The following is a 26,503-nucleotide window of genomic DNA, read 5'->3' on the forward strand; positions in this document are numbered from 1 at the left end:
TAAAGATGGAAAAGATGCAATTCATGGCTTTGTGCATGGTTCTCAGATAAAATATTAATTATATTGAAAATATATTTTTTAATATAGAATTTTAGAATTTATTCAACTTTTTCCCGCCGCAAAAAGTGCAAGTAATTAATATTTTATAAATTATTTTAATATATTAATTATAAACTCTTTTAAATCATTCAAATAAATATTATCAAAATCAACATAAGGTACTAAATATAGTATAAATTATTTTTATAAAATATTCTATTTATTTTTTATATATAGAGTAATTTCATCTGTACTTATATTTAATTTATCTAAAACATTTATAAGTAATTTTATTTTTGTATTTGTGTCAGTATCTGTATTAACAAAAAAATTGCCTTCTGTTTTAGTTACCTTACCATAATTATAAAAAAATTCTTCATCACTTATTTTATTTCTAAATATTTCATCTTTAAATATAAACTGATTAAAATTCACAGAATCTTCATCATATATCAAATTTAATATCTTAATAAGAAATACAGACCATTTTGAAACTTCATATTTATTATTTTTATACTCAAAAGAATATATATTCATACCTGAAAAATCTATACTATCATCTAATGAATACTCTAATATTTCATTATTTTGATTTATTATAATATCAGGGTATTTATAATATTCTAATAATTTTTTTATTAATCTTTTACTCCTTTCTATTATAATATCTTCATTCCAAATTTTTAAATCTAAAATATCTTTATTTAAAAATAAAAATTTACTATCTTTATACATTTCTTGTTTTTCTTCTAATGTTTTATTTGAAAGTTCTGAATTATAACCTGTAAGAGTAAGATTACCTATAGTATTAACATATTTACTATGAATCTCTTTATAATTATTTCCTATTAAATTTTTCCAATCATCTGTTAAAGTCCTAGGCATAATATGCTCTATTGTTATATTATCAATATTGATTTTTTCTTTACTATCCAAGAATTCTAATTTAGTTAAAATAAATTTAGCTAAAATATTTTTATAAACATCTTTATCTATAATAAAATTTTCTACATTCATATCATCAGGAAATTCACCATTTCCTTTTAAATCAATTAAAATATTTGATATATAATCTATAATATTATTCATATCTTTTTTACTTTCAAAAAAAATATATAATTTTTTTATTATAGATATACAAATTTTATTTAAATCATTACTTTTTCTAGAACATATAAGTCTTCTTAATATATAATTCTCTAATAGATGCAAAGAATCAAATAATATACCTTCAGTTATTAATTGTTTGTTTCTATATTTCAAGAGAAGCATTATAAGAGGATTTAAAACATTAGCTTTTAATTCTTTTATATTATCCAATTTAATTTTTATATTTTTATTTTTCTCTTTTGATGTATCCAAAATAATATTATATAGTTTTGAATATTCTAGCAATTTTTTTAATATTTCTTCATTATCTTTATTTTCTAAATATTTTTTAAAATCATTATAAACTTCAGCTTCCTTAGAAAACTCTTTATTTTCTATTGCCAAAAAGAATCTTATAAAAGTTGATACACTTTCATCGTCTAAATTTTGCATACAATTTTCTTCTATTTTTATCCAATATTCATTATACAATCTGTCTTGATTTTTATACATCAAAATATAATTTCTAATTTTATCCCCTTCTTTTAATGACAATCCCGTAGCATTCAAAGTTTCAAAAATAATTTGAGGTTCATCTTCCTGTTCTAAAGTTATTCTGATACCTTTAAGTAAATCTAAACCTTTCCATAATTTTGCAATATACTTTTCATCATTATTTAATTTTTCTTTAAAAAATAAATAATTATTAATAATATTAGAAGTACCTTCTTTTATTTCATCATCATTTAATATTTTATTTAAATATTCATCATCTTTTTGTATCTGTTTTAAGAATAGTCTTCCGCTATGTTCTTTTACATCAGAAAAAATTAATTTTTCTATAGATGTTTTTAAAGTATCATTATTATCTTTTGCATAATCTAATATTGCTAAAAGTAAAAGCACTATAGTTGTTATTCTCTGCTGTCCATCTATTATATAAAAACTTTTCTTATCATCTTCTTTTCTAACTAATACAAATGAACCTATGAAATATTCTCTAGCATCTCTATCAACAGCTTTTTCTATATCATGAATTAATTTATTACATTGTTCTTTTTTCCAATCATAATTTCTTTGGTAAACTGGAATAAAAAATGTTTTTCTTGAGTCAAACATTTCATCTAATACTTGTATATCTTCACCTCTTATCATAATTCTCTCCTAAAACTTTATTTATGACATTATACTATATTTAGATAAAAATTAAACAAACTGTAATACATATTCTTACAGCTTTTTATTTGATATATATTAATTAAATGCTATAATAATTAAATTATACTTTATAGATTGGACTTTTATGAATCATTTAATCACAGGACCTATGTTTGCGGGTAAATCAAAATATTTAATTAAAACTTTAGATTATCTTTTAATGGAAAATAAGGATATAAAGATACTATTTATTTACCCAAAAATTTCATTTAGAGGATATTTCTGCCGAGATAAAGATGTTTATTTAGATAAAAGAATAGATATAATCACAGAAGAAGAAATTGAAAATAATTTTGGAAGGGAAGTAGAAAATATTTATGATTATATTTGCAAATATGATGTTATAGGAATAGATGAATTTTGTTTTTTAAATGATACAGAAATTTTTATATATTTGATTAAAATCTGCACCGAAAGAAAATCTCATTTAAATTTTTGCATAGCTTCCCTTGATATGGATTATAAAAAAAATTACTGGGAAAGTATAACTGCATTAATAGAGGAAGATTTGATTGATATACATACGAAAGTTTTCGGAGAATGCAGCTGCGGAAAGAAGGCAATATATTCTAAAAGAATGGTAAAAGATGCTGACAGAGTGATAATAGGAGATGATATATATAAATGCGTTTGCAGATACTGTTATGACGGAGAAGATGAAGTAAAATTTGATTTATAAAAATAAAACTGGCAAATATTTTAATATCTGCCAGTCTTACAATTATAAATAATTATTTAACAATTCTAACTACAGGTTTAATTAAATCAGCAGGTTTTTCTCCCATGATTTTTACAGCATCAGGAAGTTTATCCCAGCCTTCATAAACATGAGTAATAAGGTGTCTAACATTTAATCTTCCAGAAGCAACCAAAGAACCTAATTTCTCAGCTCTTAATCTTCCGCCAGGCATAAGTCCACCTAATACAGCTTTATGTCCCATACCAACACCCCATTCAAGTCTAGGTATTAATACATTGTCACCTTCTCCAAGATAGTTAACATTACCGATTTTTCCACCAGCTTTTAAAGATTTAACAGCTTCAGAAAAAGTTTCTACTCCACCGCCTGCAATAATAACCTTATCAACACCTTTACCATTAGTCATCTTTAAAACTTGCTGATCTATAGGACCGTTTTTATAACTAATAAATTCGTTAGCACCATATATTTTAGCAACCTCAACACATTTAGCTCTAGTACCAACAGCAATAATTCTAGAAGCACCTCTCAAAGAAGCACCAGCAACTCCCATAAGTCCAACAGGTCCAATACCAATAACAAGAACAGTATCTCCATATTGTATATCAGCTAATTCAGCACCATGGAAACCAGTAGGAACCATATCTGAAATCATACAAGCATCTATAGGATCCATTCCTTCAGGAAGTAATGCAAGGTTACCATCAGCATCATTAACATGGAAATATTCAGAGAATACTCCGTCTTTAACATTAGAGAATTTCCAACCATTAAGCATGCCGCCTGAATGCATACCATAACCGCTTTGAGCTTCTACTGAACTCCAATCAGGAGTAATAGCTGTTATTAATACTTTATCTCCTTTCTTGAAATCTTTTACTAAAGAACCAACTTCATGAACTTCAGCACATACTTCATGACCGAGTATCATATCTGTTCTTTCTCCGATAGCACCTGCAATAGTGTGTATATCAGAAGTACATATAGCTACAGCCAAAGGTTTTACGATAGCATCAAGAGGTCCGCAAGCTGGTACTTCTTTTTCAACCCAGCCTGTTTCGCCTATTTTTTTCATAGCAAAGCCTTTCATCTTCATATTTATTCTCCTTATTTTAAATTAAAGTCATATACAATATAGTATATATCTTTAATTTAAAAAGTCAAAATTTTTTTTTTTTATTATTAAAAATACCTTATTATATTTAAAAATAATAAGATTAAATTCTATTCATGTAATAATATATCTAGATTTTATATCAAAATTATTATATAATCAAACTAATAGTTTAAGGAGATATATAAAAAATGAAGATATTAATAGTTTCTGGATTTTTAGGAGCAGGAAAAACTACTCTTATAAAAGAGATGGCAAATAAAACTAAAAGAGATTTTGTTATAATGGAAAATGAATACGGAGATGTTGATATAGATTCTAATACTTTAAAAGATGAAGGCATGAATATTTGGGAGCTTACCGAAGGATGTGTATGCTGTACTATGAAAAAAGATTTTGCATCTTCAATTTTAACAATAGCAAATTCTCTTGACCCTGAATATTTAATTGTAGAACCTACTGGAGCAGCTAAATTAAGCAATATTATAAACAATATCAAACAAATTGAATATGAGAGAATAGTACTTCTAAAACCAATAACTATAATAGATGGCAATTCTTTCGATGCATTTGTTAATTCTTATGATGATATTTATGTTGATCAAATATTAAATACTTCAAAAATAATAATATCAAAAATGGAATCAAAAGATGAATTTGAAATAGAGGCTCTCATTAAAAAAATCAAATCTTTAATGAATAAAAATAATGTATCATTAAATAATATAGAAATACTTGAAGAACATTATTCTAAAAAAGATAAAGAATGGTGGGAAAATATTTTAAAATCATTTATAGATGAAAAATATACTGTAAAAGAATTATCAAAATCTCAAAATGAAGAAATGCCTGAATCTATAAGTATGAAGGGATGCTGTGTAGATAGTGAAAATAAATTTATGATTTTGCTTGAGGATATTGTACGCGGACGCTTTGGTTATGTGGCTAGATCAAAAGGTTTTATAAAATGCGGAAATAATTACTTTAGATATGATATAGTTGGTGATAGATATGCTGTTACTGGTGCCGATGAAAAAGATGCACTTGAAATAGTTTTTATAGGTAAAGATTTAAATAGAAAACTTTTAAGAGAAGAGTTTCAGCCTATTTATAGGGATAATATAAAACATAATGACAATCATTCTCATAATGAAAATGAAGAATGTGAGAATTAAATTTATAAAAAAAATTCTTTAGAATAATTAAATAAAAAAGCCCTCGATAAAGTTTTATATATCGAAGGCTCTTTTTATTATAAATTAATTATTTAGAAAATACTGATTTAATTTTTTTATTGACATTTGATAATCTATCATAGAATGTAGGAGCAAGCACTGCAAAAACGCACATTACAACAAAACCTGTTATTAATGCCGCTATTGGATTTAAAGTTATTCCTCCTATTATCACTCCTATAAAAGCAGATACCGCAACCAAGCTAGCATAAGGAATTTGAGTTGCAACATGCTCAAGTAAAGGACAATTACTTCCAGTAGAAGAAAGTATTGTAGTATCGGATATAGGCGAACAATGATCTCCAAATACTGCCCCAGAAACAACTGAACCTACATTTATAAGAAGTACATTAAGAAGAGCATTATCAGTATATCCATTTGCAGACGCAAGCCCATTTGCAATAGGTATTACTATTGGAATAAGTATAGCAAAAGTACCCCAGCTTGTTCCAGTAGAAAAAGCGATGATACATCCTAGTAAATATCCTATAGCAGGAAGTATCCAAAGAGGGAAGCCTCCTCCTTTTACAGCTTCAGAAAGAAAAGCAGCAAGTCCAAGACCTCCATCAGCAGGGCTTGATTTAATAACACTTCCTATAGACCAAGCCAAAGAAAGAACAACTAATGCTGGAACCATAGATTTCACACCTTCCATTATTGAATTGCCTGCAGAACGAACTGTTAATAATCTTCTAACAACATAGTATATATACATTATCATAATTGAAATAACAGCACCGTAGAATAAAGCCTTAGAAGCATCAGTATCCAAAAAAGCCTGACTTAATGATATACTTGATGCAGCCTGAACAAAAGTAGCTATTCCTTCGCTTCCTACTAATCCCATATATGTAGTAACAGGGAACATCACTATACATACTACTATAAGAACTAATATAGCTATAACCATATCATACCATTTAGCTTTATTATTAGATGAAGTTTCCATATTTCCTGGACAAGCACCGTATAGTTCTTCATCAAAAAGTTTTCCGTTTTGAGCATTATCCTCACTTCTTTTCATAGGTCCAAAATCCTTGAAAACTAAAGTCATAAGAACTACAAATGCTAAAGCTAAAAGAGGATAAACTGAATAGGGGATCATTTTTATAAAAAATACAAATTCGCTTATATTTAAAGATTCAAATCCTTCAGAATCTCTTATATAACTCATAACCGTAACAACCCAAGTAGATATTGGAGCCAATATACATACAGGTGCAGCAGTGGAATCTAATATATACGCAAGTTTTGCTCTTGAAATTTTATTCTGATCTGAAACAGGACGCATAACAGTACCAACTGATAAACTGTTGAAATAATCATCTATAAATATGATAAGACCGAAAAACCAAGTAAATAATAATACGCTCTTTTTTCCTTTTAAATAATTAGTAGCCCATAATCCAAATGCTTTAGTAGCTCCTGTTTTTGAAAGCATACTGACAAAAGCACCCAGTAAAGCACAAAATAAAAGTATGCGTATATTCCAAGCATCTCCACTCATCTCAGCAACTTTATCTGTGAATATTGTAATGGCTGTAAATACATTTCCATGTGCCATTATCAAAGTACCTGATAATATACCAAGAGTAAGTGAGATAATAACTTCTTTGGTAACTAAAGCAAGTATAATAGCTAAAAGAGGTGGAATAATTCCTAATAAACCATAATGTTCCATAGTTAACTCCTAATTGATATACTATACAAAAAAAGCCTCCTTAATTTAGGGAGACTAAAAATTATTCTAAAACAAAAGACTTAAACAATTTAATACTCCCAAATATAGAAGCTTTGTTTTATTTTTTTCAAAAAATTATTCATTATAATTCCAAAATTATTCTTACTTTTAATAGTAAAACAATTTTATATTAAAAATATTTCTTTGTCAATAGCATTTCTCAATGAAACTCATAATGCAAAGTATATCTTTCAATAAGATATTTATCACCATAACAAACCAATGCTATATAGTATTTTTTATTTGTTTCAAAACTAGTATTCAATTCATTAATACCTTTTTTTATATAATTATAATTTTCATCAAATAGAATAATATCTATATCTTTTGGATATTTTAATTTTATACTTATAGAGCTATTTATATCAGTGCTGTTTTCTAATTTATAAAAATCTATATCTAAAAGATTAGAATTTGTTATATAGGGCTTAATATATTCTTCAACATTCAAATAATTTTTTATAAAATATCCATATATCAATTCATTAGGATAATTAATAGTATTGGCTTTATCTATGGTATTATTGTACTCTATTTCATTTGAAGGTAAATTGTCATCTTTAAAAATGAATTTCAAGCTATACTGACATTCTCTGTCTGAATTTAATCTAACAAAATATGTATCATCATCATCAAGTAGTATATCTTGAAATTCTATAAAACCTTTATAATCTTTAATATCTTCTGTATTGATATTGAATACAGTTTTATTACTAGAAAATATATCCAAATAAATATTTGCTTTATTATCATAAGTAGATATATAAAAATCCATCATAAAACCATTAGTAGGATTTATTTGATAAATATCAATATCATTATCAAATTTACCAGATATAGAAGAATTGCAGTCTATATATTGCGAATATTCTAAAGTATCATTAGGTTCTATCTCTTTATTTTTTAATATATAATTATTTTGTATATTACTTTTATTTGTGCATGATACAATAAGAATAAAAATAGATATTAATATGTATTTCATTTTAGAATTTCTTTTAATTTATTAATCTATACAATATATATTTTTTTATAAAAGAATGCAAATTAAGATTATAAAAAAGTCTATAGAAAAATTATCTACAAACTTTTTTATAAAATATTTATTTATTTTACTTTAAAGAAAGACATAAGTTCTTCTAAATGATTAGCCTGATCTAATAAAGATCTTGAAGCCGCTGTAGCTTCTTCTACTAAAGAAGCATTCTGCTGAGTAATATTATCCATTTTAGAAACGGCAGTATTAACCTGATCAACACCAGCCTCCTGCTCTACTGCAGTATGACTTATATCGCCCATAATCTTAGAAGTTTCTTCTATTTTCATTTCTATATCGGTAAATATTTCTTGAGAATGTCTTGCCATTTCCGCTGATTTATTAATTTTATCATAAATATCTTCTATAAGCATAGTGATATCTTTAGCAGAAGCCTGAGAATTCTGAGCCAAATTCCTTACCTCGCTTGCTACCACCGCAAAACCTCTACCCTGATCTCCAGCTCTTGCTGCCTCTACTGAAGCATTCAAAGCAAGTATATTAGTTTGAAAAGCAATGCCTTCTATAACTTTTGTAATATCTCTTATTTTTGCACTAGCATCATAAACATCTTCTATCATTTTAGTTGTATTAGCTATAACACTTCCACCTTCTACTACAGCATTTCTTGAAGCAATCATAACATTATTTCCATCAATAGAATTCTGTGCAGATGATTTTATAGTAGATGCCATCTCTTCCATAGAGCTTGCAGTTTCTTCCAAACTAGATGCCTGATACTCGGTTCTTTGAGCTAAATCCTCAGATCCTCTATGAAGTTCATTTGCAGCATTTGCTATTTCTTTAGAGGCATTTAATACATCTGAAATAACCTCTATAAATCTATCTCTCATCATTGAAAATGAATGAGATAATTCTCCTATTTCATCATTTCTATTGTTTAATTTAGATGATAATACAAAATTTCCTCTTGCCATTTGTTTTGCTTCTTCAACTATATATTTAATAGGTTTTATACTCTTACCTATATAAAAAGCAGATATTATAGAAGAAAATATAATTCCAAGAATACCTAATAATACTCCTACTAAAATCATTTTCTTACTTTCAGAATATAAAAGTCTATGAGTAATTCCAGTCATCATATACCAAGGCTGAGATTTCATCAATTTGAAAAATGCTGTTCTAGATGAATTATCATGATTATATGTGAATAATCCTGAAGTTTGATCTTCAGGAGGCTCAACAGAATCATTTGCTGTAGTTCCAAGTAATGAATCCATATTATGATAAATAACCTCTAAATCTTCATTCAAAACAAATATAGATCTATCAGCTGATAACTCATTTCTGCTGTCTTCTAAAGTTGCATTAATAATTCTGCTCCAATCTACAAAAGCTACAAAACTTCCTATAAGTTTATTATCTAAATTATATATAGAATGAACTATTGGAAGTACAAAACCTTTATTGATATCAGATTTATATATACTATCGCTTGTAGCATGATCATAGCCTGAATCTATAAATTCTTTCCACATATCAGGATAAGCAGCCGCCATATCTAAGCCTGCATTCTTTTTATCTCCGTTATAAGATTCTATAACTTTACCGTCCAAATCTATCATATCTAAAGTAACTATATAATCATTATTATCAAATAAATGCATCATAATTCTTATAGCTGAATCTCTTACATATTCGCTTCTAGTTTCCATATATTCCATTATAGCAGGAATTCTTGAATATGCATCCATAATAAGTATCTGATCTTCAATAATAGTATCAAGCAAAGTTGAATAACCATTAACAGATGTAACGAAACCAGAATAAGTAGCATTATTTATAGCTCTTATTGACATTTGCATTATTGTAAATATTATAGCAAAAGATAAAATAATTATTATGATGTTAACAATTAAAGGGATTTTTACAACTATACTATTAGACTTTTTCATATGTACTCTTAAATATTAAATTGTATTATACCATACATCAGTATAATATTGAAGATATTATAAATAAATTAAATAAAAAAATCAATTAGGAAATAATAAATATTTTTATTTTAAATAAAAAAACAATATGTAAATATTAATCTTTATATAAATTAAAACTTTATGGTTTTATTTGTATTATTAATAAATTTATAGTTTATATTATTTTCCTATTTTAGAAAGCTCGCCCTTACTTGTAGTATAATCAGTATTATTTATAGTCAATACCATATACCCTGAATGAAATACAACAGTATATTGCTTACCGTCTTTATTTGCTATATAAGAATTATCATCAATTTTTGTAAGCTCTTCTTTTGATATTGATACTTTACCTTTATATATATTATCACCTTGTATATCTATATTCATAGAAGTATCATCATTAACAATTACTATACATTTATTGGTTATAACTTGTCTGGTATTTCTAGTAGTCTTTAAGACACCTTCATATCTTCCTGCTATTTCTACACGATTGCCGCAGCTTAAAACAAATAAAAGCAAAAAAGATAAACTTAAAATTTTAATACAATATTTCATATAATCAAACTCCTAAATAATTTTATATATAATAATTATTTTTTTGAAAAACTATTCTCCTCACCTTTAAGCATTCTTTTATAATTCGGTGTATGCTTTATGATGATGAATATTGCAAGAAGTATGGCTATAGGAAGAAGAACTATATAGTTGATATTAAAAAATAATCTATATAAGAAATTCGCTTTGAAATATAATAAACTCAAAACTATAGGAAAAGCCAAAGCTCCGAAAGTAGAACCTATAGCAACGGTTTTTTTAGATAAGAATAAACCTATAAAGAAAAATACCATAGTAATAATTAAACTTATAGGAGCAAGCATAAACATAGAACCAGCACTAGTTGCCACTCCCTTACCGCCTTTAAATCCCAAGAATATAGAAAATACATGTCCAAGTATAGAAGCTACAGCACATATAACTAATATATAATTATGAGTTGAAATTATATCAGATAGTATGAATGAAGACACTAAAACTGCTATCATACCCTTACCTATATCGCAAATATAAGCAACTATTCCAGCCTTTTTTCCGCATACACGAAGTACATTACTTGCACCTGGATTGCAACTACCCTCTTTTCTTACATCATGACCGTTTATTTTTCCTATTATAAATGAAAATGGTATAGCCCCTATTATATAGGCAGCTAATATACTTATTATAATTTTAACTATCATATTTCTTACCTCGCTTTCTGAAATTAAGTATAATAGGTGTTCCTCTAAAATCAAACATCTCTCTAAATCTATTTTCTAAATATCTTTTATAATGCGAATTTAATTTATGTGGATGATTACAAAATACAGCAAAGGCAGGAGGATTAACACCCGTTTGAGTAACATAGAATATTTTAAAAGGATTTCCACCTGCAGATATAGAGTACTCTCTTGTAGCTCTAACCATAGTTTCTGTAAGTGCATGAGTTTCAAATCTCTGAAATCTTGTTTTTGCCACTCTGACAGCTAAAGATAATAATTTATCAGCATCATTTTTTCTAGAAGCACATACCCTAGCATAAAAAGCATAATTTAATATTGGAAAAGAATCTTTCATATATGCCTCATAATCATTCCAAGTAGTACCCTTCTCTCTTATATCCCATTTATTTGCTGCTATTACTATTCCCTTTCTTCTCTCTATTATTAAATTGGCTATAGTTTTATCCTGATCAGTAAGCCCTTCAAAAACATCAAGCATAAGTATACATACATCAGAAGATTCTATCGCCTTTATTGCCCTATTCACACTATAGTATTCTATATTAGTATTTACATTTTTCTTTTTTCTTATACCAGCAGTATCAACAAGACAAATATCATCGCCTTTGAAATTAAAAGTTTCATCTATAGAATCTCTAGTTGTACCTGCTATATTTGAAACTATACTTCTGTCTTTCTCTATCAATGTATTTAATAAAGTAGATTTTCCAGCATTAGGTTTTCCAACTATGGCAATATTTATTATTTTATTATCTTCTTTTTGATTATTATTTTCTTCTTCATTACTATCTTCAATTTCTATAGCATCATCATCTTCATCGCTTTTTGAAATCTCTCTTTCTTTATCTAAATCAATTCCTATACTCTCAAGCACTTCAAGTATTTTCTCTCTCAAATCATCAATACCATTATTATGCTCGGCACTTATAGCAACTATGTCTTTTATTCCTAAAGAATAGAATTCATTTACTAAATTATTATGAGAATCAGCATCAACTTTATTTATGACAAGTATTATAGGTTTATTTAATTTTCTTATAGTATTAATAAAATGTCTATCATCGGGGTGGCTTTCATGAGCATCTACCAAAAATAATAATATATCAGCATCTTCTGCCGCAGCCTTCAAAGCCTTTTCTCTTACCTTTTCATTTAAAGTATCATCGCTTATATCGAGAAGCCCGCCTGTATCAAAAACATTAAATAAAATATCATCAATATAAGTTGTAGACATACTTATATCTCTGGTAACTCCAGCGGTAGGATCAACTATAGATTTCCTTCTACCTACAAATCTATTGAAAAGTGTTGACTTGCCTACATTAGGTCTTCCAAGTATAGCGATATTTTTCATTTATTAAACCTTAATATTATGATTAAATTAAATAAGATAATATCATAATTATAAATATATTGCTATTATATTTTTATTAAGAAGATTTGAACTTTTTATATTATAAATTAGTATTATTCTCAATCAATTTATAAAACCAAGTATCCTCTGAATTATTTAAAGGCAGTACATATTTTTTGCCGTCAATATCTGTAAATAGAATTTTCTCTTTGCTGTAATTAATAGTCATTTTATAATTATCTAAATTTAAATCTTTAATATTATTAGTATTTTTTATATCTTCTATATATTTAGCTTCTTCTATATTTGTTATAACTTGATTTCCTTCATTATTATTAATAGTACCTGATATATATGTAAGCTTATTAAAACTACTTACATCTTCCCTCTTTACTAAAATAAAATTAAGCGTTTCATCTGTAAGTTCATTGCCCTTAGCATCTTCATTAAACATCAAAATGCTTACTTTATCACTTACATACATATTGCATCCTAGTAAAAATATAAAACAAAATAATATAATATAAATAATTCTTCTCATAATAAAAAACTCCATTAACTATATACTATATATAACAGATTAAATCAAATAACTTGAAATTTCAAAATAAAATTATTGATAAAATAAATAATAGCGGAATTAACAATTTTTACTATGCAAATGCCTTTAGCTATAGGTGAAATGGAAGCTGAATATAAAAGTAGCCCTGAAGGTTCTTTATCAAAACTTAATATATTTAAAGATGGATTTAAGATATTAGGAGTTATGTTTTATCTACTTATGACAGAGAAACCAATATTATTTTGGTGTATAATACCATTTATATTTGCTTTATTTGGATTTTATTATGGAATACCTATAATTATATATTTTATCAAAGGAGGATTTACTAAATCGGTACTTGCTACAGGATTTATACTTTTATCTGGTATATGGCTTATTATGAATTCTGTAGAAAAGGTTATATCAGAAAATAGAAGATTCAAATATAATTCTATTAAATAAATTACTCATATTTTTTATATGTTCATCTTTTTCACTTGAAATTTATAAGTTATGTTATATTATATATTAAATAAGATTTTATAAGGAGTTATAATATGTCTTTAATAGATAATATAGTAGCTAGAGAAATACTAGACTCAAGGGGAAATCCTACAGTAGAAGTTGATGTTTGGCTTGACAGTGGTGTGATGGGAAGAGCAGCTGTACCATCTGGAGCTTCTACAGGAGAGCATGAGGCAGTAGAATTAAGAGATGGTGATAAGGCTAGATATTTAGGTAAAGGTGTACAGAAAGCAGTAGAAAATGTTAATGAAATTATTTGCAATGAACTTATCGATATGGACGCTTTAGATCAAGTTGAAATTGACAGAACTATGATAGAACTTGACGGCACTGAAAATAAAGGAAAATTAGGTGCTAATGCTATACTTGGTGTATCACTTGCTGTAGCAAAAGCTGCTGCTGAAGAATTAGGTATGCCATTATACAGATATATAGGTGGTACTAATGCTAAAACTTTACCAGTACCTATGGCTAATATCTTAAACGGTGGTGCTCACTCATCAGCTCCAATAGACTTCCAAGAATATATGGTTATGCCAGTTGGTGCTCCTACTTTCAGAGAAGGTTTACGTTATGTAGCTGAAGTTTTCCATAACTTAAAAGCTATACTTCATGATAGAGGTTTAAGCACTACAGTTGGTGATGAAGGCGGATTTGCTCCTGCTCTTAAAGATAATGAAGAGCCTCTTCAAGTAATTATTCAGGCTATAGAAAAAGCAGGATACAAACCTGGCGATGATGTAATGATAGCTATGGATCCAGCTTCAAGCGAATTCTATAACAAAGATAAGAAAAAATATGTATTCCATAAATCTGATAACAGAGAATTAACTCCTGCTGAAATGGTTGATTTCTATGCTGATTTATGCAGTAAATATCCTATCATCTCTATAGAAGACGGTGTTGCTGAAGATGACTGGGAAGGATGGTCTTTACTTACTCAAAAATTAGGTGGTAAAATTCAGCTAGTAGGTGATGACTTGTTCGTTACTAATGTTAAAAGACTTCAAATGGGATTAGACAAAAATGTTGCTAATTCTATTCTTATTAAAGTTAATCAAATCGGTACTTTAACTGAAACTTTAGATTCTATAGAGCTTGCTAAAACTCATAACTACACAGCAGTTGTTTCTCATAGATCTGGTGAAACAGAAGATGCTACTATTGCTGATATAGTTGTAGCTACTAATGCAGGACAAATCAAAACTGGTTCTGCTTCAAGAAGTGATAGGATTGCAAAATACAATCAATTATTAAGAATTGAAGAAGAATTAGGCAACAGAGCTATTTACTTAGGCAAAAAAGCATTTTATAATGTTATAAAATAATAATAAATAATTGTGAGCGTCTGCTAAATTTACTTGCTAGACAATTAAAAGCGAATAATTTTTATTAATAATAAAAAAGAGCTGGTAACTTAAATAATAAAGTTATCAGCTTTTTTATATGAGTTGATTACTAGTGATAATAAAAAATAAGTGTATGAGTATTAATTTTATAACTTTATAAATAAATTTTTGATTTTTTAATCAAATAATTTTATTCTAAAATTTTTTAGAGAAAATTTATATTAGTTTTAATTGTTTGATTATACTAACAATTTTAGTAAAAAATTGATAAATTTAATTTTTTAGCTTTAAAAAATAAAAAATATTTATATAATATATAATATAGATTACGATATTAAACATAATTACTTTATTTTGCAATAAGGGATAATTATGAGTAAAAAGTACATAGTGTGGGAAGATAAGTATAAAGTAGGTTATAAAAGAATAGACGATCAGCATTTGAAATTAATTGAAATAATCAATGACTTATATGATTGTATGAATAATAAAGACTCAAAAGATGAAGCCCTAAAAAATGAATTTAAAAAAGCTTTGAGAAAAACAGTAGATTATGTTTCTTATCATTTTTCATGTGAAGAAAAAATTATGCATGCCATAAAATATAATAAGATAATAGAACATTCATCATACCATAGAGAATTTACACAAACAATTTATAATTATGTCAAATCTTATGAAAATGGTTCTTTGGAGGCTATTAATAATTTGATTCAGTATCTAAAAGATTGGTTTTTAAATCATATTTTAGTTACAGACAAAACATTTGTAAAAGAAGTCAAGGAAGCATTACAAAGGATTTCCGAAGAAGAATAACTATAGAAGAATAACTATATTAGGAGCTTTATATGGAAGAAATGATTGAAGTTGTTGTTAAAAAAGGTTGGATCGAATGGGAAGAGAGATTCAAAACTGGATACAAAAGAATTGACAATCAGCATAAAGAACTAGTGAATATCATAAATGATCTCTATGAAACAGGTATAGAAAGAGATCTTGATAATGAAGAAGTGAAAAAATCTTTTAATGAAATAATTAAAAGAACAATAGACTATGCTACTTATCATTTCGCTTATGAAGAGAAAATTATGAATGCTATAAATTACAGTATATCCAAAGAGCATATATCAAAACACAGAGCTTTTTCGCTTAAAGTTGCAAATGAAGTTAATAGATATGAAAAAACCGATAATTTAGTAATAAAAGATTTCATAACTTTTTTGAAAGAGTGGCTTCTAAACCATATAATGCTTGATGATAAAAAATTCGTAACAGAGATAAAAGATACTTTAATGAAAATGTATGAAGAAGAATTAAAGTAATATAAATAAAAAATTATTTGTTTATTATAAATATTGTTCTATTTCAGTGAAAGCTACCCCAGCCTTTTCCTGCACATATATATCAACTATATGATTCGTAAAGCTTGAAGGTTCGGGATTGATTTCCATAATTTTAGCACCAGATCTTTTAGCTAAATGTGGAATCTGATCAGCAGGCATAACCTCCCCTCCCGTTCCTATTATAATAAATAAATCACTTTTATTTGCATCTTCTATAGAAGAATTAAAATCAAGTGCGGGAAGTTGTTCTCCAAAAAATACAAAATCAGGTTTTAAAGTAGATCCGCATTTCTCACAAGAAGGAGGATCCATATCAAGTATTTCTTTATTTATTTTGTATCTAGATTTGCATTTCATACATACAGCATATTTAGCAGTACCATGAAGTTCATAAACTATTTTGCTTCCAGCCTCCTGATGAAGATTATCAATATTTTGAGTAATTACACTTCTCATTATACCCATCTTCTCAAGATTAGCTAATACAATATGTGCTTTATTAGGTTTAACATCTGTTATAGGATCATAAAAAACCTTTTTTAACGATTTCCAAGATTCCTTTTGATGCTTAACAAAATATGATATCTCAGCGAATTGACTGCCATGTTTTTCCCAAAGACCATCAGGACCTCTAAAAGGAGGCACTCCGCTTTCAACACTTATACCAGCACCTGTAAATGCTACAATATATTTTGATTCTTTTATTGTTTTTGCTATTAATTTATAATCTATCATATTCTGATTATATAATAATTATTATTTTTTTGCTAGTAAAAATAAAAATAAATACAAAAATATTGAAACTTTATAATTATTTTTTTATTGCAGAAAATAGTAATATAAATAATATCATTAATGTTCTATCACATATATTTAATCTCCCATAAAACAAACATTTTATAATCATGTTTTTATTGACAGATAACTTTAATATGTTATAATATTACTATATTAATTCATTATAAAATAAAAAAAAATAATTAAGGATATATTATGATTAGCAGAACACAAATTATGCGTCTATTGAAATATAAAAATGCCTTAAGACGCATGAAGAGTTTTGGATTTATCAAAGCATATTCTAATAATTTAGGAGATGCAATAGGTATTACCTCTGTCCAAGTGAGAAAAGATTTCTCACTCTTCAATATCTCTGGAAATAAGAAAGGCGGATACAATATAGATGATTTATTGGAACAAATAGACAGTATATTAGGAAAACAAATTTCTCATAATATCATATTAATAGGATATGGTAAAATAGGAAAGGCATTAGTAAATTATAGAGGTTTTGAAAATGAATCTATAAAAATAGTAGCGGCATTTGATCATAATCCAGAAAAAGTTGATAGAGAAGCTTCTACTCCGATACTTCCTATAGAGGAATTAAAAGACTTTATAATCAGCAATAAAATAGAAATAGCTATTTTAACTGTACCTGATTTGGAGGCTCAAAGAATGTTTGATGTTATATGTAATGCAGGTATAAAGGGAGTATTAAATTTTGCCCCTATAAAACTTTTAGAAAGACCCGATTGTATAATTAATGATGTTAATATAGCCGATGAAATAGAATCTCTATTCTACTTTATCAATGATGTTAAGGAAAGTTCTTCATATTCTAGTAAAAAAAATAAAGACAAATCTGATAAAAATTAAATATTGGAAGTATAAGTTTATAATGTGTATGAAAATTATTTATGATAAATAAAAAGGATTACCTATAATGGCAATCCTTTTTTATTTATAAAATGCATTATTTTTTGATTTATTTATTATAAGTTAAACTAGCTTTAGTAAGTAAATCAACAACCTCAGTATTTCCATTCTCCATAGCATACATTAAAGCTGTTTTCTTAAATTTATCCAATACATTTATATTAGCTCTTGAATTAATCAAATATTCAACTGAAAGATAATCACCGTTTTCAGCAGCAAACATTAAAGCTGTTCTTCCATCATTATCAGCAATATTCAAATCTGCTCCACTTGAAATTAGAGTATTAATAGCCTCACTCTTTCCAGCAATAGCAGCCCATATTAAAGCTGTTCTTCCATCTCTCATTTTGAAATTTATACTTGATTTACCTATTAATAAAGATGATATAACATCTGTTAAACCCAAAGTAGAAGCCAAAGCTAAAGGAGTAATATTTCCATAAGGTCCGTAAGAAGCCAGTATATTGGCATCAGCACCTCTCTCTAATAAAAGTTTTGCTATTTCATTATTTCCTTTTGCTATAGCATAAAATAAAGCATTAGCTCCATATTCATTTATAAAATTAACATCGCTTCCCCTATCTAAAAGAACTTTCACTATTAAATCATGATTATTGTATGAAGCAACCATTAAAGGAGTCATATTATAATTTATTCCATCATTATTTCCGCTTCTATAAGTACCCATTATTCTCAAATCAGCTTTAGAATTAAGAATCATTTCAACTATACTATAATATCCTTTTCCTGCAGCCTGTAAAAGTGCTGTTGTACCGCCATTGATTTTTATATTAGGGTTTGCATTTTTAGCAAGAAGATAAGAAACTATATCAACATATCCTGCATCTGCTGCATAAGTTAATGCTGTTTTACCATGAATACAAGTAAGATTAACATTAGCATTCTGAGATAATAATAAAAGAACTACATCTTTATAGCCTTTTGAAGCTGCAGTAATTAATGCATTATGTCCCTGATTATCTCCGAAATCCATAAAATTAGAAATAGGTCCCTGATATATTAATCTCTTTATACCATTAGTATCTCCTGCATTTGCATATTCCAATAATTGATCTAATCTTCCCGTATTAGGAGTCTGTGCATTTAATACAAAAATAACATTGAAAAATATGAAAATAAAACTTAAATAACGCATTTTTTATTCTTCCTTAAAATATGGAATTTTAGCTATTGTCAAATTTCGGAATAAGATATATTAATTCTTAATAACTTTCTTTATTATTTTTTTAAATAATAACTATAAAGTTCTCTTTTTACACAGTATAAGCTTACACCCTTTATAGGGCTTATCTTTAAAGTTACAGTTGATATTTTGATTTTTTTATTATCAATATACAAATACCTCTCTCTTAAAGCATTTATAATATCAATAGTTATACCTATATCATTCAATCCATTATTATAATACTCATAAACTTCTCTGCTATCTTTATTATAATAATCTATATTATTATTCTTAAGTATATTAAAAAAATTATTCTCAGTAAAACGGCTTGTAAATATTATAAGATTTAAATCATACTCTTTTATAATTTTACCTAAAATATCATTATACTCTAAAACAATCAAATCAGTATCTCTGGAACTATTTTCATTTTTTCTTTTGCATTTAGAAAAAACATCTGCTATACCTACTCTATTTGTTTCAAAAAGTATTTTTTTCTTAGCCTTATTAAAAATAAAATCATCATTCTTATAATCTATATCAAAACTATCAGCAATGATTTTCCAAAACTCGTTTCTTTTACTTGAATAATACCAAGAGTTAATTTTCTCTTCATAACTTAATTTATCAAATTTTTCTTTATTGGTATATAAAGGCACAGAAAAAGTACCCAATATTAAAGTTTTCATTTCTTTTGGAAAAAAGTTAATATCATTAAATAAATGCTTCTCAATATTCATAGAAATTTATCTTCTTGCTATACAAGCTATAAAACAGTTTATTATGATAATGATTCCAAAATACCAATAAATATTCTAACACTCATCTTCCTGAAATCTCATATATAGAAATCATAAAATTTGAGGCATTAGGATTTAAAAGAAAATTCCATTTGAAAATCGCATCAAGAAGAAATAAAAACACTATTAATATTCCAATTTATATAAGGCTGTATAGTTTGCATAAACTTTACATAGAAATAGCTTATAGTATTACTCATACAATTATTATATTAGATTTTTATTATAATCTTTTTTATAATAAAAATATCATTCAAAAATATTAAATAATCCTATAGCACTTACATTATCAATGCAGTTTTCTGATATTTGCTTTAATTTATTCAAAGCCACTTCCATATTATCGCAATTCATTATATCATTAATTGCTGTTTCAATATTTTCATACTTGCTTGATAAAAGCTCTATCATAGAATTGGAAGCTATAAAATAATTGCAATTTTTATTTCTTCTAGCTCCCTCAATAGTGATATAATGTCCGCCCCCAGCACAGGCACAATTTTCTAAAACATTTCCGCTTATATGATCTCTTGATACCTGAATAACTTTATTTTTATTAACACAGTAAACTTTACTGTCTCCTGCATTAAATACAAAAACACCAGCAAACTTATGATATAAAACACCCGCTATAGAAGCTCCAGCCATAGATTTTTCTCTGTCATCAGCAGAATCTCTTGCAGCAACTACTTCAAGCTTTATAAAGTTATGCATTACCCAATTCAATACTTCCTGCTCTCCTACAAGTTCAAGTAAATCTAAAAAATTTTCATTGTAAACATCTATAGCCAATTTTGAAGCAAAAGTATCCCCTAACCCATCAGCTATAAGTGAAATAGCACTTCCGCTTATATTATTTATGAAATGTGTATAATTATTCTGTTCATTTATGAGAATCGGACTTCCTGATATATATTCTCCATTAAAAAGAATTGTATCTGTATTTTTTTTAGTATTAGAACCTTTATTTGTAAAAGTGCAAATATTCATAGTTGTTAATCCTTATTAAATACTTTTTTATATTACAATTATTTATTAATTATATATTAACAGATATAAATATCAATATATTTTTTATAAAGATCAATTATATTATAATTGTTAATAAAGTGTTAATAATTAATATTATATTATTAACATTGTTAACAAAATTTAATTTTTTAAAAAATTTGAATTTTAATAGTAAATTTCATATTTTCCTTATTTTTATTTTAGTTAATATAAACAAAGTTATAAACATCATATAAATAATATTTTTATATTTTCTTCTTATATACAAAAATTTATCAACATATTGACATCTTAATAATAATAAAAAATTTATTTAAAAAATTTAAATATATAATATTTTAAATAAAGAAAATTCATATACTTCATAATTTGAATTCCTATAAAAAATAATATAATGAATTCAATTATTTTTAACATGTTGATAACTTGTTTATAATGTTAATAAATTATTAAAAAAACTACTGTATAAATTTTTATTTTGAATTCATATAAAAAATTCATTATAAGAATTCATATTATAAATTCAAATTTTGAATTCTAATAATGAATTAGCATTTTTAATTATTATATGTTATAATTGAATAAACTACTCTGGTGATAATATGAAGCAAAGTTATTATATTAACGATAAATTAAAATATTTAATATCCAATATAATTTATGATATTCAAAATTATAATAATATAATATCAAAATACATAGACCTAGAAAAATGCACTAATAATTATTGTAATGAATCAAGAAGTACAATAATAAGACAGTCTTTTTTGATAGATAGAACTATGGAAGTTTTAAATGATTTTAATGATATAAACTCTAATTCTTTCAAACTTGATATGAACTTTGAGAATTTTAATACAGTTATTAATGAATCTTTAGACTCAATATTGGATTTATTTAAATCTAAAAAAATAAAATTTACATTGGATAATAATATAATTAAAGATTGTACTATAATGATGGATAGATCCAAAATAAAGAGAAGTATATTAAATATATTTTCTTTTATTTATAATATAATAAAGATTAATAGTTCTATGAATATATCTTGTAATTTAGTTGATTATGAGAATGATGATAGTTTTTTATATTTAAATGGGGTTAATAATATTAGTGAGAAAGATGAAAAAAAATTGGAATTGAGTAGGGAATGTATAGATATATCTTTAACTTTTATATCTGACAATATACCTGATGATATAAAAAGAAAACTTTTCAAAACTCCTTTAATATCTTATGAAAACACTAACTTTAATAATCTCTATTTATATACAGCTTATGCAATTATAAAAGAGCATTACGGAGATATATGGTTAGAATCTTTAGAAAATAAACATAGTATTAATATTATTTTACCAGCTAAGAATAAGTTATGAATTATGCATTAGAATATGTTCTTTTAATTGCCTATTTATTTGCTTTTATAATAGGCTTTTCAACTATACTTTTTTCTATTATATATTATGTAATAGAGAGGGTAGCTTGGCTTAAATATTATATAATATTTTTATTTACATTTGCATTTTTACTTTTAATAAGAGCAGTCAAACTTTTGAGTTTTTTAACTGTACCTTCTTTTATGTCTAATAATATATTTAATACTTTATATTTATTTAGTTTTTCTATTGCTATGTCATTGATGCTTTATTTTATACCTGCATTTTTATATAGATTTTTAAATATAAATTGGAATTTAAAACATAATATTATTTATATTGCATTATCTATTATTCATTTTATATTTAGTATACTTGGTATACTTATAAAATTTAATATATATATTATCAGCGGAGTAATTTTCTATATTTCTATAATTGTAATATTGATTATAGGATTTATTAATTCTAAAAATATAAAAGATAAAACTATAAAATTTATAGTTAAGATATTGGGGCTTATAACTATAATTATATATCCAATTTTAATATATCAACTTATTGTTTATAAGATGGAAGCTGCTGATATAGGTTCTATGGATATAACATTATTATTGTTTTACATATGGTGGAATTTAGTTATGCTTGGATATTTATTTTGGTATTTTATTAGTATAGTTAATAGCAAGATAAATAATCAAAATGTTAATATAGATAAATCTTCTGCTATAATCAATGATAAAAAATATGATGATAATAGTACTGAAAATATAAATTTAACTAGAAGAGAGAAGGAAATACTTTCATATTTACTTGATGGAAAAACGAATAAAGAAGTATCATTAATCCTTGCCATATCTCTTAATACTGTTAATAATCATGTTGCAAATATATATGAAAAATCAGGCGTTAAAAATAGGGTAGAATTAGTTAATAAGTTTTCTAAGAATTAAATATAGTATATTGAGATTTAATAGACAGCTTATTTTTATTATGTATATAATTACTTACTTATGATAACTCTAATTTTAAAAATAGTAAGAATATGAAACTTACTATTTTTTTAAGATTAGAAATTTCTATTATAAAAAATATTATTCTAAAGGCATAGAATCTATTATAGAGCTAGCTAAAGAATTTAGAACTTCCTCTCTTAAAGCACCATCTTGCATATATAATTCTAATCTTTTTTTAGCTTCTGCTATTTTCTCTTCTCTTACATCTGGAGCATCTTTAATGATGTTTACTAATTTTTCATTTTGCAAAGCTAACCTTGATTCATTAGAAATATCTATTCTATCTGAACCCATTTTAGAAACTTTTTCATTATACTTAATATTGGATTTTTGTTGTATATTTGATGTGCCGCCTATTTTATCAATTGTCATAATCTGACTCCTTACATAAATTATTTTCGGCATTAGCCTCGCATACTTTAGATTTTCTATTATCAATTATAATACAAAATTCACCTTTAGTTAGTATACTACCATCTATAAAAAAATCAAGAATATTTTTAGCTTGAGATCTTATAATTTGCTCAAATTGTTTAGTTAATTCTCTTCCGATAACAATATCCGTTTTTTCTCCAAATATGTTAACAATATCTTCTACACATTCTTTTACTCTATAAACTGATTCATATATAACAATGATATTTTTTTGATTATTATATAATTCTTTCAATTGATTTTTTCGCTTTCCAGATTTATTAGAAAGAAATCCCACAAACAAAGTATTTCCTGAAATACCTGAAACAGAGAGTAGGGAAGTGAAAGCGGATATTCCTCCAACAGGAATTATTTTAATATTATTTTCTATAGCTATTCTTATGATGCTTACTCCAGGATCGCTTATGCATGGGGTTCCAGCATCACTTATAATGGCAGCTGATTTACCTTTTAATATTTCATTAATATATTCATTGATTCTATATTCAGATGAATGGCTATGATAAGAAAAGAGTTTATTTTTTATATTATAAAAGTTTAGTAGTTTAACAGCAACTCTAGTATCTTCTGCCAATATAAAATCTACATTTCTAAGTATTTTCAAAGCTCTTATAGTGATATCTTCTATATTTCCTATTGGAGTAGCCACTACATATATAACATTTTTTTCTATAGCATTTTTACTATTATCTTTATTTGTTATTTCTTCTATAAACTCTTCATCATTTTTATCAAAGTCATTCATAATTTTTATTTCCTCAATAAACTTAATTATAATTATATATTAAACTTTTCATTAATACAACAATACTATAATATTAAAATACATATAAAAATGTTTCACATGAAACATTGATAAAATATATATTTTCGTACTAGGCTTTTTTATTTGTAATGTTTATATACGCACGCATAACAGATTAAGAATATATGTTTTAATTATATTGCAATTTAAATTACAATATAGAATATCTTTAACCGTGCGTTAAAAAGATTAAAAATATAATCCTCGCTTGGGTGGGTGCTAATAATTCTTATTCTGTATTAAGGAAAATGGAGTTTTATTTGATTGATGAAATTATGAGATTTAAAGGGTGGGGTTTGTAATTTAGTCAAAAACTTTATTAACATTCCCCGCCCTTTAGGTTTTTATGTTTAATATAAAAAATATAGTCTTTTTTATATTTTAGGCTTATACTAAAAATATAATCCTCACCCAAGTGTTATTAGAAATTATAATGAATGTACTATAAAACAGATATATTTTGTCTAATTACTTTGAATGTTTCATGTGAAACATTTTTTATTTTTATCATTTTTGTATGTTTAAATTTATTATAAAGTTGATATTGTAAATTATATTAATTAATATAAAATTATTATATATGAAAGAAAAAATAGCAAAATTAAAAGTAAAATTAATAAAAAGAAAAGATATAATATTCTCTGTTATAGTGTCTTTTATTCTTCATGTTTTTTTGTTTAGTTTTATAAATACCTCTATAATGCAAGATGTATTTGCTTATGAGAAGACAAAACAGAAAGCTGAAGAAAATAAAAAAGATAATTATATGTTTTTAGTCGAAACACCAGAAGTTGAAGAGGAGGAAAGTAAAGAAGATACTCCATTCGCATCTGATAAAACTTTGAGATCTAAAGGACAAACAGATGTTAAGCCTTCAAAAACTTTCTCAGATACTTCCGTTTTTTCTTTCTTGGGAGATGGTGCTAATAGCCCTATAGTAGAGAGAAGACCTACAGAAAATATAAAGCCTAATAATAATCAAATTCAGCAAAGAGAAAAAAAAGAATTAGGTAATGAAATATCCAGAGATAATGTAGAAACTTATAAACCTAAAAACCCTGGTATGAAAGGCGATACTAAAATACCAGCATCATTTGAGGAAGGTGCTGATAGGGCAGTTGTATTTTCCAGCGAAACAGGAAGCATACAATTGGGTACAAAAGCTAAGGAATATTTTTGGTATTTCTATGCTTTAGTAGGATCTATTAGAGATTCTTGGTATTTAACTATTCCTAATCAGGCACATTATTTGGGGCTTATAAGAACCGATGAAGTTGAGGTATTAATTTCAATAGATGAAGAAGGTAATATAGAGTTTGAAAAGTTTTTAAAAACTTCTGCTAATGGTCAAACTAGTCTTGATAATTCATGTTCAAAAGCTATTGAATATGCTAAAAAATTAAAGCCTCCTCCTCAAGGTTTATGGAATGATTATGCTGAAGATGGTAAGATTTATATACCATTCAAATTTATATATCAAAATTTTAGTAGAGATTAATTTATTTAATTCAAATAAAAATTTTTATTACTATTGATTTTAATCTTTATTATTAATATAATATTTAACCTAGAAAAAATTTAGTTTTAGAGTATATTAAATGCGTTCCAAAAGAATATATAACATAAAAACTTTTATTTATAA

At 25.7% G+C, this 26,503-nt stretch carries 25 protein-coding genes; 10 read left to right on the top strand and 15 right to left on the bottom strand.

The window, feature by feature from the left end; genetic code table 11:
• Positions 1-255 precede the first annotated feature (255 nt).
• Positions 256-2,283, bottom strand: a complete 2,028-nt coding sequence (locus tag Q1J76_RS02855) for a DUF262 domain-containing protein (protein WP_300366497.1) — start codon at positions 2,281-2,283, stop codon at positions 256-258.
• Between the two features lie 148 nt (positions 2,284-2,431).
• Here Q1J76_RS02855 and Q1J76_RS02860 point away from each other — a divergent pair, with 148 nt between their 5' ends.
• Positions 2,432-3,025, top strand: coding sequence for a thymidine kinase (locus tag Q1J76_RS02860; RefSeq protein ID WP_300366499.1), 594 nt, complete (start codon positions 2,432-2,434; stop codon positions 3,023-3,025).
• A gap of 52 nt (positions 3,026-3,077) precedes the next feature.
• Here Q1J76_RS02860 and Q1J76_RS02865 read toward each other — a convergent pair whose 3' ends face one another.
• Positions 3,078-4,136, bottom strand: coding sequence for an NAD(P)-dependent alcohol dehydrogenase (locus Q1J76_RS02865; RefSeq protein WP_367182075.1), 1,059 nt, complete (start codon positions 4,134-4,136; stop codon positions 3,078-3,080).
• 215 nt (positions 4,137-4,351) lie between these two features.
• Here Q1J76_RS02865 and Q1J76_RS02870 point away from each other — a divergent pair, with 215 nt between their 5' ends.
• Complete coding sequence (locus Q1J76_RS02870; protein WP_300366505.1) at positions 4,352-5,335, top strand: CobW family GTP-binding protein; 984 nt, start codon at positions 4,352-4,354, stop codon at positions 5,333-5,335.
• 88 nt (positions 5,336-5,423) lie between these two features.
• Here Q1J76_RS02870 and Q1J76_RS02875 read toward each other — a convergent pair whose 3' ends face one another.
• The 7 genes from Q1J76_RS02875 to Q1J76_RS02905 all read right to left on the bottom strand — a co-directional run bounded on the left by Q1J76_RS02875 (position 5,424) and on the right by Q1J76_RS02905 (position 13,293).
• Positions 5,424-7,076 carry a Na+/H+ antiporter NhaC family protein gene (locus tag Q1J76_RS02875; protein ID WP_300366508.1) on the bottom strand — a complete coding sequence of 551 codons (1,653 nt, stop codon included), beginning with the start codon at positions 7,074-7,076 and terminating at the stop codon, positions 5,424-5,426.
• A 220-nt stretch (positions 7,077-7,296) separates the two neighbouring features.
• Complete coding sequence (locus tag Q1J76_RS02880) at positions 7,297-8,121, bottom strand: hypothetical protein (RefSeq protein ID WP_300366511.1); 825 nt, start codon at positions 8,119-8,121, stop codon at positions 7,297-7,299.
• A 122-nt stretch (positions 8,122-8,243) separates the two neighbouring features.
• Entirely contained in the window at positions 8,244-10,091 is a 1,848-nt protein-coding gene (locus Q1J76_RS02885) for a methyl-accepting chemotaxis protein (RefSeq protein WP_300366514.1), read from the bottom strand.
• Positions 10,092-10,292: 201 nt separating this feature from the next.
• Positions 10,293-10,673, bottom strand: a complete 381-nt coding sequence (locus Q1J76_RS02890; protein WP_300366517.1) for a hypothetical protein — start codon at positions 10,671-10,673, stop codon at positions 10,293-10,295.
• Positions 10,674-10,708: 35 nt separating this feature from the next.
• Positions 10,709-11,356, bottom strand: a complete 648-nt coding sequence (gene plsY / locus Q1J76_RS02895) for a glycerol-3-phosphate 1-O-acyltransferase PlsY (protein ID WP_300366520.1) — start codon at positions 11,354-11,356, stop codon at positions 10,709-10,711.
• Complete coding sequence (gene der, locus Q1J76_RS02900) at positions 11,346-12,752, bottom strand: ribosome biogenesis GTPase Der (protein ID WP_300366523.1); 1,407 nt, start codon at positions 12,750-12,752, stop codon at positions 11,346-11,348. The genes plsY and der overlap by 11 nt, the downstream gene beginning before the upstream one ends.
• A gap of 100 nt (positions 12,753-12,852) precedes the next feature.
• Entirely contained in the window at positions 12,853-13,293 is a 441-nt protein-coding gene (locus Q1J76_RS02905) for a hypothetical protein (protein WP_300366526.1), read from the bottom strand.
• Positions 13,294-13,407: 114 nt separating this feature from the next.
• On the opposite strand from Q1J76_RS02905, the gene Q1J76_RS02910 reads away from it, so the two are divergent.
• The 4 genes from Q1J76_RS02910 (at position 13,408) to Q1J76_RS02925 (ending at position 16,492) form a co-directional block, all read left to right on the top strand.
• Positions 13,408-13,758, top strand: coding sequence for a hypothetical protein (locus Q1J76_RS02910; RefSeq protein WP_300366529.1), 351 nt, complete (start codon positions 13,408-13,410; stop codon positions 13,756-13,758).
• Positions 13,759-13,853: 95 nt separating this feature from the next.
• Positions 13,854-15,149: a phosphopyruvate hydratase gene (eno, locus tag Q1J76_RS02915; protein WP_300366532.1), complete on the top strand. Its 1,296-nt coding sequence runs from the start codon at positions 13,854-13,856 to the stop codon at positions 15,147-15,149.
• A gap of 393 nt (positions 15,150-15,542) precedes the next feature.
• Positions 15,543-15,986 (top strand): bacteriohemerythrin, encoded by a 444-nt coding sequence (locus Q1J76_RS02920; RefSeq protein ID WP_300366535.1) that lies wholly within the window; start codon positions 15,543-15,545, stop codon positions 15,984-15,986.
• A 32-nt stretch (positions 15,987-16,018) separates the two neighbouring features.
• Entirely contained in the window at positions 16,019-16,492 is a 474-nt protein-coding gene (locus tag Q1J76_RS02925) for a bacteriohemerythrin (RefSeq protein ID WP_300366538.1), read from the top strand.
• A 24-nt stretch (positions 16,493-16,516) separates the two neighbouring features.
• On the opposite strand, the gene Q1J76_RS02930 is transcribed toward Q1J76_RS02925, so the two are convergent.
• Positions 16,517-17,248: an NAD-dependent deacylase gene (locus Q1J76_RS02930; RefSeq protein ID WP_300366541.1), complete on the bottom strand. Its 732-nt coding sequence runs from the start codon at positions 17,246-17,248 to the stop codon at positions 16,517-16,519.
• A gap of 258 nt (positions 17,249-17,506) precedes the next feature.
• Here Q1J76_RS02930 and Q1J76_RS02935 point away from each other — a divergent pair, with 258 nt between their 5' ends.
• Positions 17,507-18,172: a redox-sensing transcriptional repressor Rex gene (locus Q1J76_RS02935; RefSeq protein WP_300366544.1), complete on the top strand. Its 666-nt coding sequence runs from the start codon at positions 17,507-17,509 to the stop codon at positions 18,170-18,172.
• 109 nt (positions 18,173-18,281) lie between these two features.
• Here Q1J76_RS02935 and Q1J76_RS02940 read toward each other — a convergent pair whose 3' ends face one another.
• The 3 genes from Q1J76_RS02940 to Q1J76_RS02950 all read right to left on the bottom strand — a co-directional run bounded on the left by Q1J76_RS02940 (position 18,282) and on the right by Q1J76_RS02950 (position 21,208).
• The gene (locus Q1J76_RS02940; RefSeq protein ID WP_300366547.1) at positions 18,282-19,388 is read right to left on the bottom strand and encodes an ankyrin repeat domain-containing protein; all 1,107 of its coding nucleotides are present in this window, start codon (positions 19,386-19,388) and stop codon (positions 18,282-18,284) included.
• A gap of 83 nt (positions 19,389-19,471) precedes the next feature.
• The gene (locus tag Q1J76_RS02945) at positions 19,472-20,158 is read right to left on the bottom strand and encodes a uracil-DNA glycosylase family protein (RefSeq protein ID WP_300366550.1); all 687 of its coding nucleotides are present in this window, start codon (positions 20,156-20,158) and stop codon (positions 19,472-19,474) included.
• 309 nt (positions 20,159-20,467) lie between these two features.
• On the bottom strand, positions 20,468-21,208 hold the full coding sequence (locus Q1J76_RS02950; protein WP_300366553.1) for a PP2C family serine/threonine-protein phosphatase: 741 nt from the start codon (positions 21,206-21,208) through the stop codon (positions 20,468-20,470).
• 623 nt (positions 21,209-21,831) lie between these two features.
• On the opposite strand from Q1J76_RS02950, the gene Q1J76_RS02955 reads away from it, so the two are divergent.
• Together Q1J76_RS02955 and Q1J76_RS02960 are read left to right on the top strand one after the other, a co-directional pair.
• Positions 21,832-22,605 (top strand): ATP-binding protein, encoded by a 774-nt coding sequence (locus tag Q1J76_RS02955; protein ID WP_300366555.1) that lies wholly within the window; start codon positions 21,832-21,834, stop codon positions 22,603-22,605.
• Positions 22,602-23,558, top strand: a complete 957-nt coding sequence (locus Q1J76_RS02960) for a helix-turn-helix domain-containing protein (RefSeq protein ID WP_300366558.1) — start codon at positions 22,602-22,604, stop codon at positions 23,556-23,558. Before Q1J76_RS02955 ends, Q1J76_RS02960 begins: the two co-directional genes overlap by 4 nt.
• A gap of 141 nt (positions 23,559-23,699) precedes the next feature.
• Here Q1J76_RS02960 and Q1J76_RS02965 read toward each other — a convergent pair whose 3' ends face one another.
• Together Q1J76_RS02965 and rsmI are read right to left on the bottom strand one after the other, a co-directional pair.
• Positions 23,700-23,993, bottom strand: a complete 294-nt coding sequence (locus Q1J76_RS02965) for a flagellar biosynthesis anti-sigma factor FlgM (protein WP_300366561.1) — start codon at positions 23,991-23,993, stop codon at positions 23,700-23,702.
• A complete protein-coding gene (gene rsmI / locus Q1J76_RS02970) occupies positions 23,983-24,729 on the bottom strand; it encodes a 16S rRNA (cytidine(1402)-2'-O)-methyltransferase (RefSeq protein ID WP_300366567.1) in 747 nt (248 codons plus the stop codon). The genes Q1J76_RS02965 and rsmI overlap by 11 nt, the downstream gene beginning before the upstream one ends.
• Before the next feature lie 712 nt (positions 24,730-25,441).
• Here rsmI and Q1J76_RS02975 point away from each other — a divergent pair.
• Positions 25,442-26,359, top strand: coding sequence for an energy transducer TonB family protein (locus Q1J76_RS02975; RefSeq protein WP_300366564.1), 918 nt, complete (start codon positions 25,442-25,444; stop codon positions 26,357-26,359).
• The last annotated feature ends 144 nt before the right edge of the window (positions 26,360-26,503 follow it).

Origin of the sequence: Brachyspira sp. (genome assembly GCF_029258575.1) — a bacterium.
Taxonomy (GTDB): domain Bacteria; phylum Spirochaetota; class Brachyspiria; order Brachyspirales; family Brachyspiraceae; genus Brachyspira.

Excerpts from the sequence above, each read along its gene's own strand:
- Q1J76_RS02855 (WP_300366497.1), bottom strand. The coding sequence starts at position 2,283 with ATGATAAGAGGTGAAGATATACAAGTATTAGATGAAATGTTTGACTCA.
- Q1J76_RS02860 (WP_300366499.1), top strand. The coding sequence starts at position 2,432 with ATGAATCATTTAATCACAGGACCTATGTTTGCGGGTAAATCAAAATAT.
- Q1J76_RS02865 (WP_367182075.1), bottom strand. The coding sequence starts at position 4,136 with ATGAAAGGCTTTGCTATGAAAAAAATAGGCGAAACAGGCTGGGTTGAA.
- Q1J76_RS02870 (WP_300366505.1), top strand. The coding sequence starts at position 4,352 with ATGAAGATATTAATAGTTTCTGGATTTTTAGGAGCAGGAAAAACTACT.
- Q1J76_RS02875 (WP_300366508.1), bottom strand. The coding sequence starts at position 7,076 with ATGGAACATTATGGTTTATTAGGAATTATTCCACCTCTTTTAGCTATT.
- Q1J76_RS02880 (WP_300366511.1), bottom strand. The coding sequence starts at position 8,121 with ATGAAATACATATTAATATCTATTTTTATTCTTATTGTATCATGCACA.
- Q1J76_RS02885 (WP_300366514.1), bottom strand. The coding sequence starts at position 10,091 with ATGAAAAAGTCTAATAGTATAGTTGTAAAAATCCCTTTAATTGTTAAC.
- Q1J76_RS02890 (WP_300366517.1), bottom strand. The coding sequence starts at position 10,673 with ATGAAATATTGTATTAAAATTTTAAGTTTATCTTTTTTGCTTTTATTT.
- plsY (WP_300366520.1), bottom strand. The coding sequence starts at position 11,356 with ATGATAGTTAAAATTATAATAAGTATATTAGCTGCCTATATAATAGGG.
- der (WP_300366523.1), bottom strand. The coding sequence starts at position 12,752 with ATGAAAAATATCGCTATACTTGGAAGACCTAATGTAGGCAAGTCAACA.
- Q1J76_RS02905 (WP_300366526.1), bottom strand. The coding sequence starts at position 13,293 with ATGAGAAGAATTATTTATATTATATTATTTTGTTTTATATTTTTACTA.
- Q1J76_RS02910 (WP_300366529.1), top strand. The coding sequence starts at position 13,408 with ATGCAAATGCCTTTAGCTATAGGTGAAATGGAAGCTGAATATAAAAGT.
- eno (WP_300366532.1), top strand. The coding sequence starts at position 13,854 with ATGTCTTTAATAGATAATATAGTAGCTAGAGAAATACTAGACTCAAGG.
- Q1J76_RS02920 (WP_300366535.1), top strand. The coding sequence starts at position 15,543 with ATGAGTAAAAAGTACATAGTGTGGGAAGATAAGTATAAAGTAGGTTAT.
- Q1J76_RS02925 (WP_300366538.1), top strand. The coding sequence starts at position 16,019 with ATGGAAGAAATGATTGAAGTTGTTGTTAAAAAAGGTTGGATCGAATGG.
- Q1J76_RS02930 (WP_300366541.1), bottom strand. The coding sequence starts at position 17,248 with ATGATAGATTATAAATTAATAGCAAAAACAATAAAAGAATCAAAATAT.
- Q1J76_RS02935 (WP_300366544.1), top strand. The coding sequence starts at position 17,507 with ATGATTAGCAGAACACAAATTATGCGTCTATTGAAATATAAAAATGCC.
- Q1J76_RS02940 (WP_300366547.1), bottom strand. The coding sequence starts at position 19,388 with ATGCGTTATTTAAGTTTTATTTTCATATTTTTCAATGTTATTTTTGTA.
- Q1J76_RS02945 (WP_300366550.1), bottom strand. The coding sequence starts at position 20,158 with ATGAATATTGAGAAGCATTTATTTAATGATATTAACTTTTTTCCAAAA.
- Q1J76_RS02950 (WP_300366553.1), bottom strand. The coding sequence starts at position 21,208 with ATGAATATTTGCACTTTTACAAATAAAGGTTCTAATACTAAAAAAAAT.
- Q1J76_RS02955 (WP_300366555.1), top strand. The coding sequence starts at position 21,832 with ATGAAGCAAAGTTATTATATTAACGATAAATTAAAATATTTAATATCC.
- Q1J76_RS02960 (WP_300366558.1), top strand. The coding sequence starts at position 22,602 with ATGAATTATGCATTAGAATATGTTCTTTTAATTGCCTATTTATTTGCT.
- Q1J76_RS02965 (WP_300366561.1), bottom strand. The coding sequence starts at position 23,993 with ATGACAATTGATAAAATAGGCGGCACATCAAATATACAACAAAAATCC.
- Q1J76_RS02975 (WP_300366564.1), top strand. The coding sequence starts at position 25,442 with ATGAAAGAAAAAATAGCAAAATTAAAAGTAAAATTAATAAAAAGAAAA.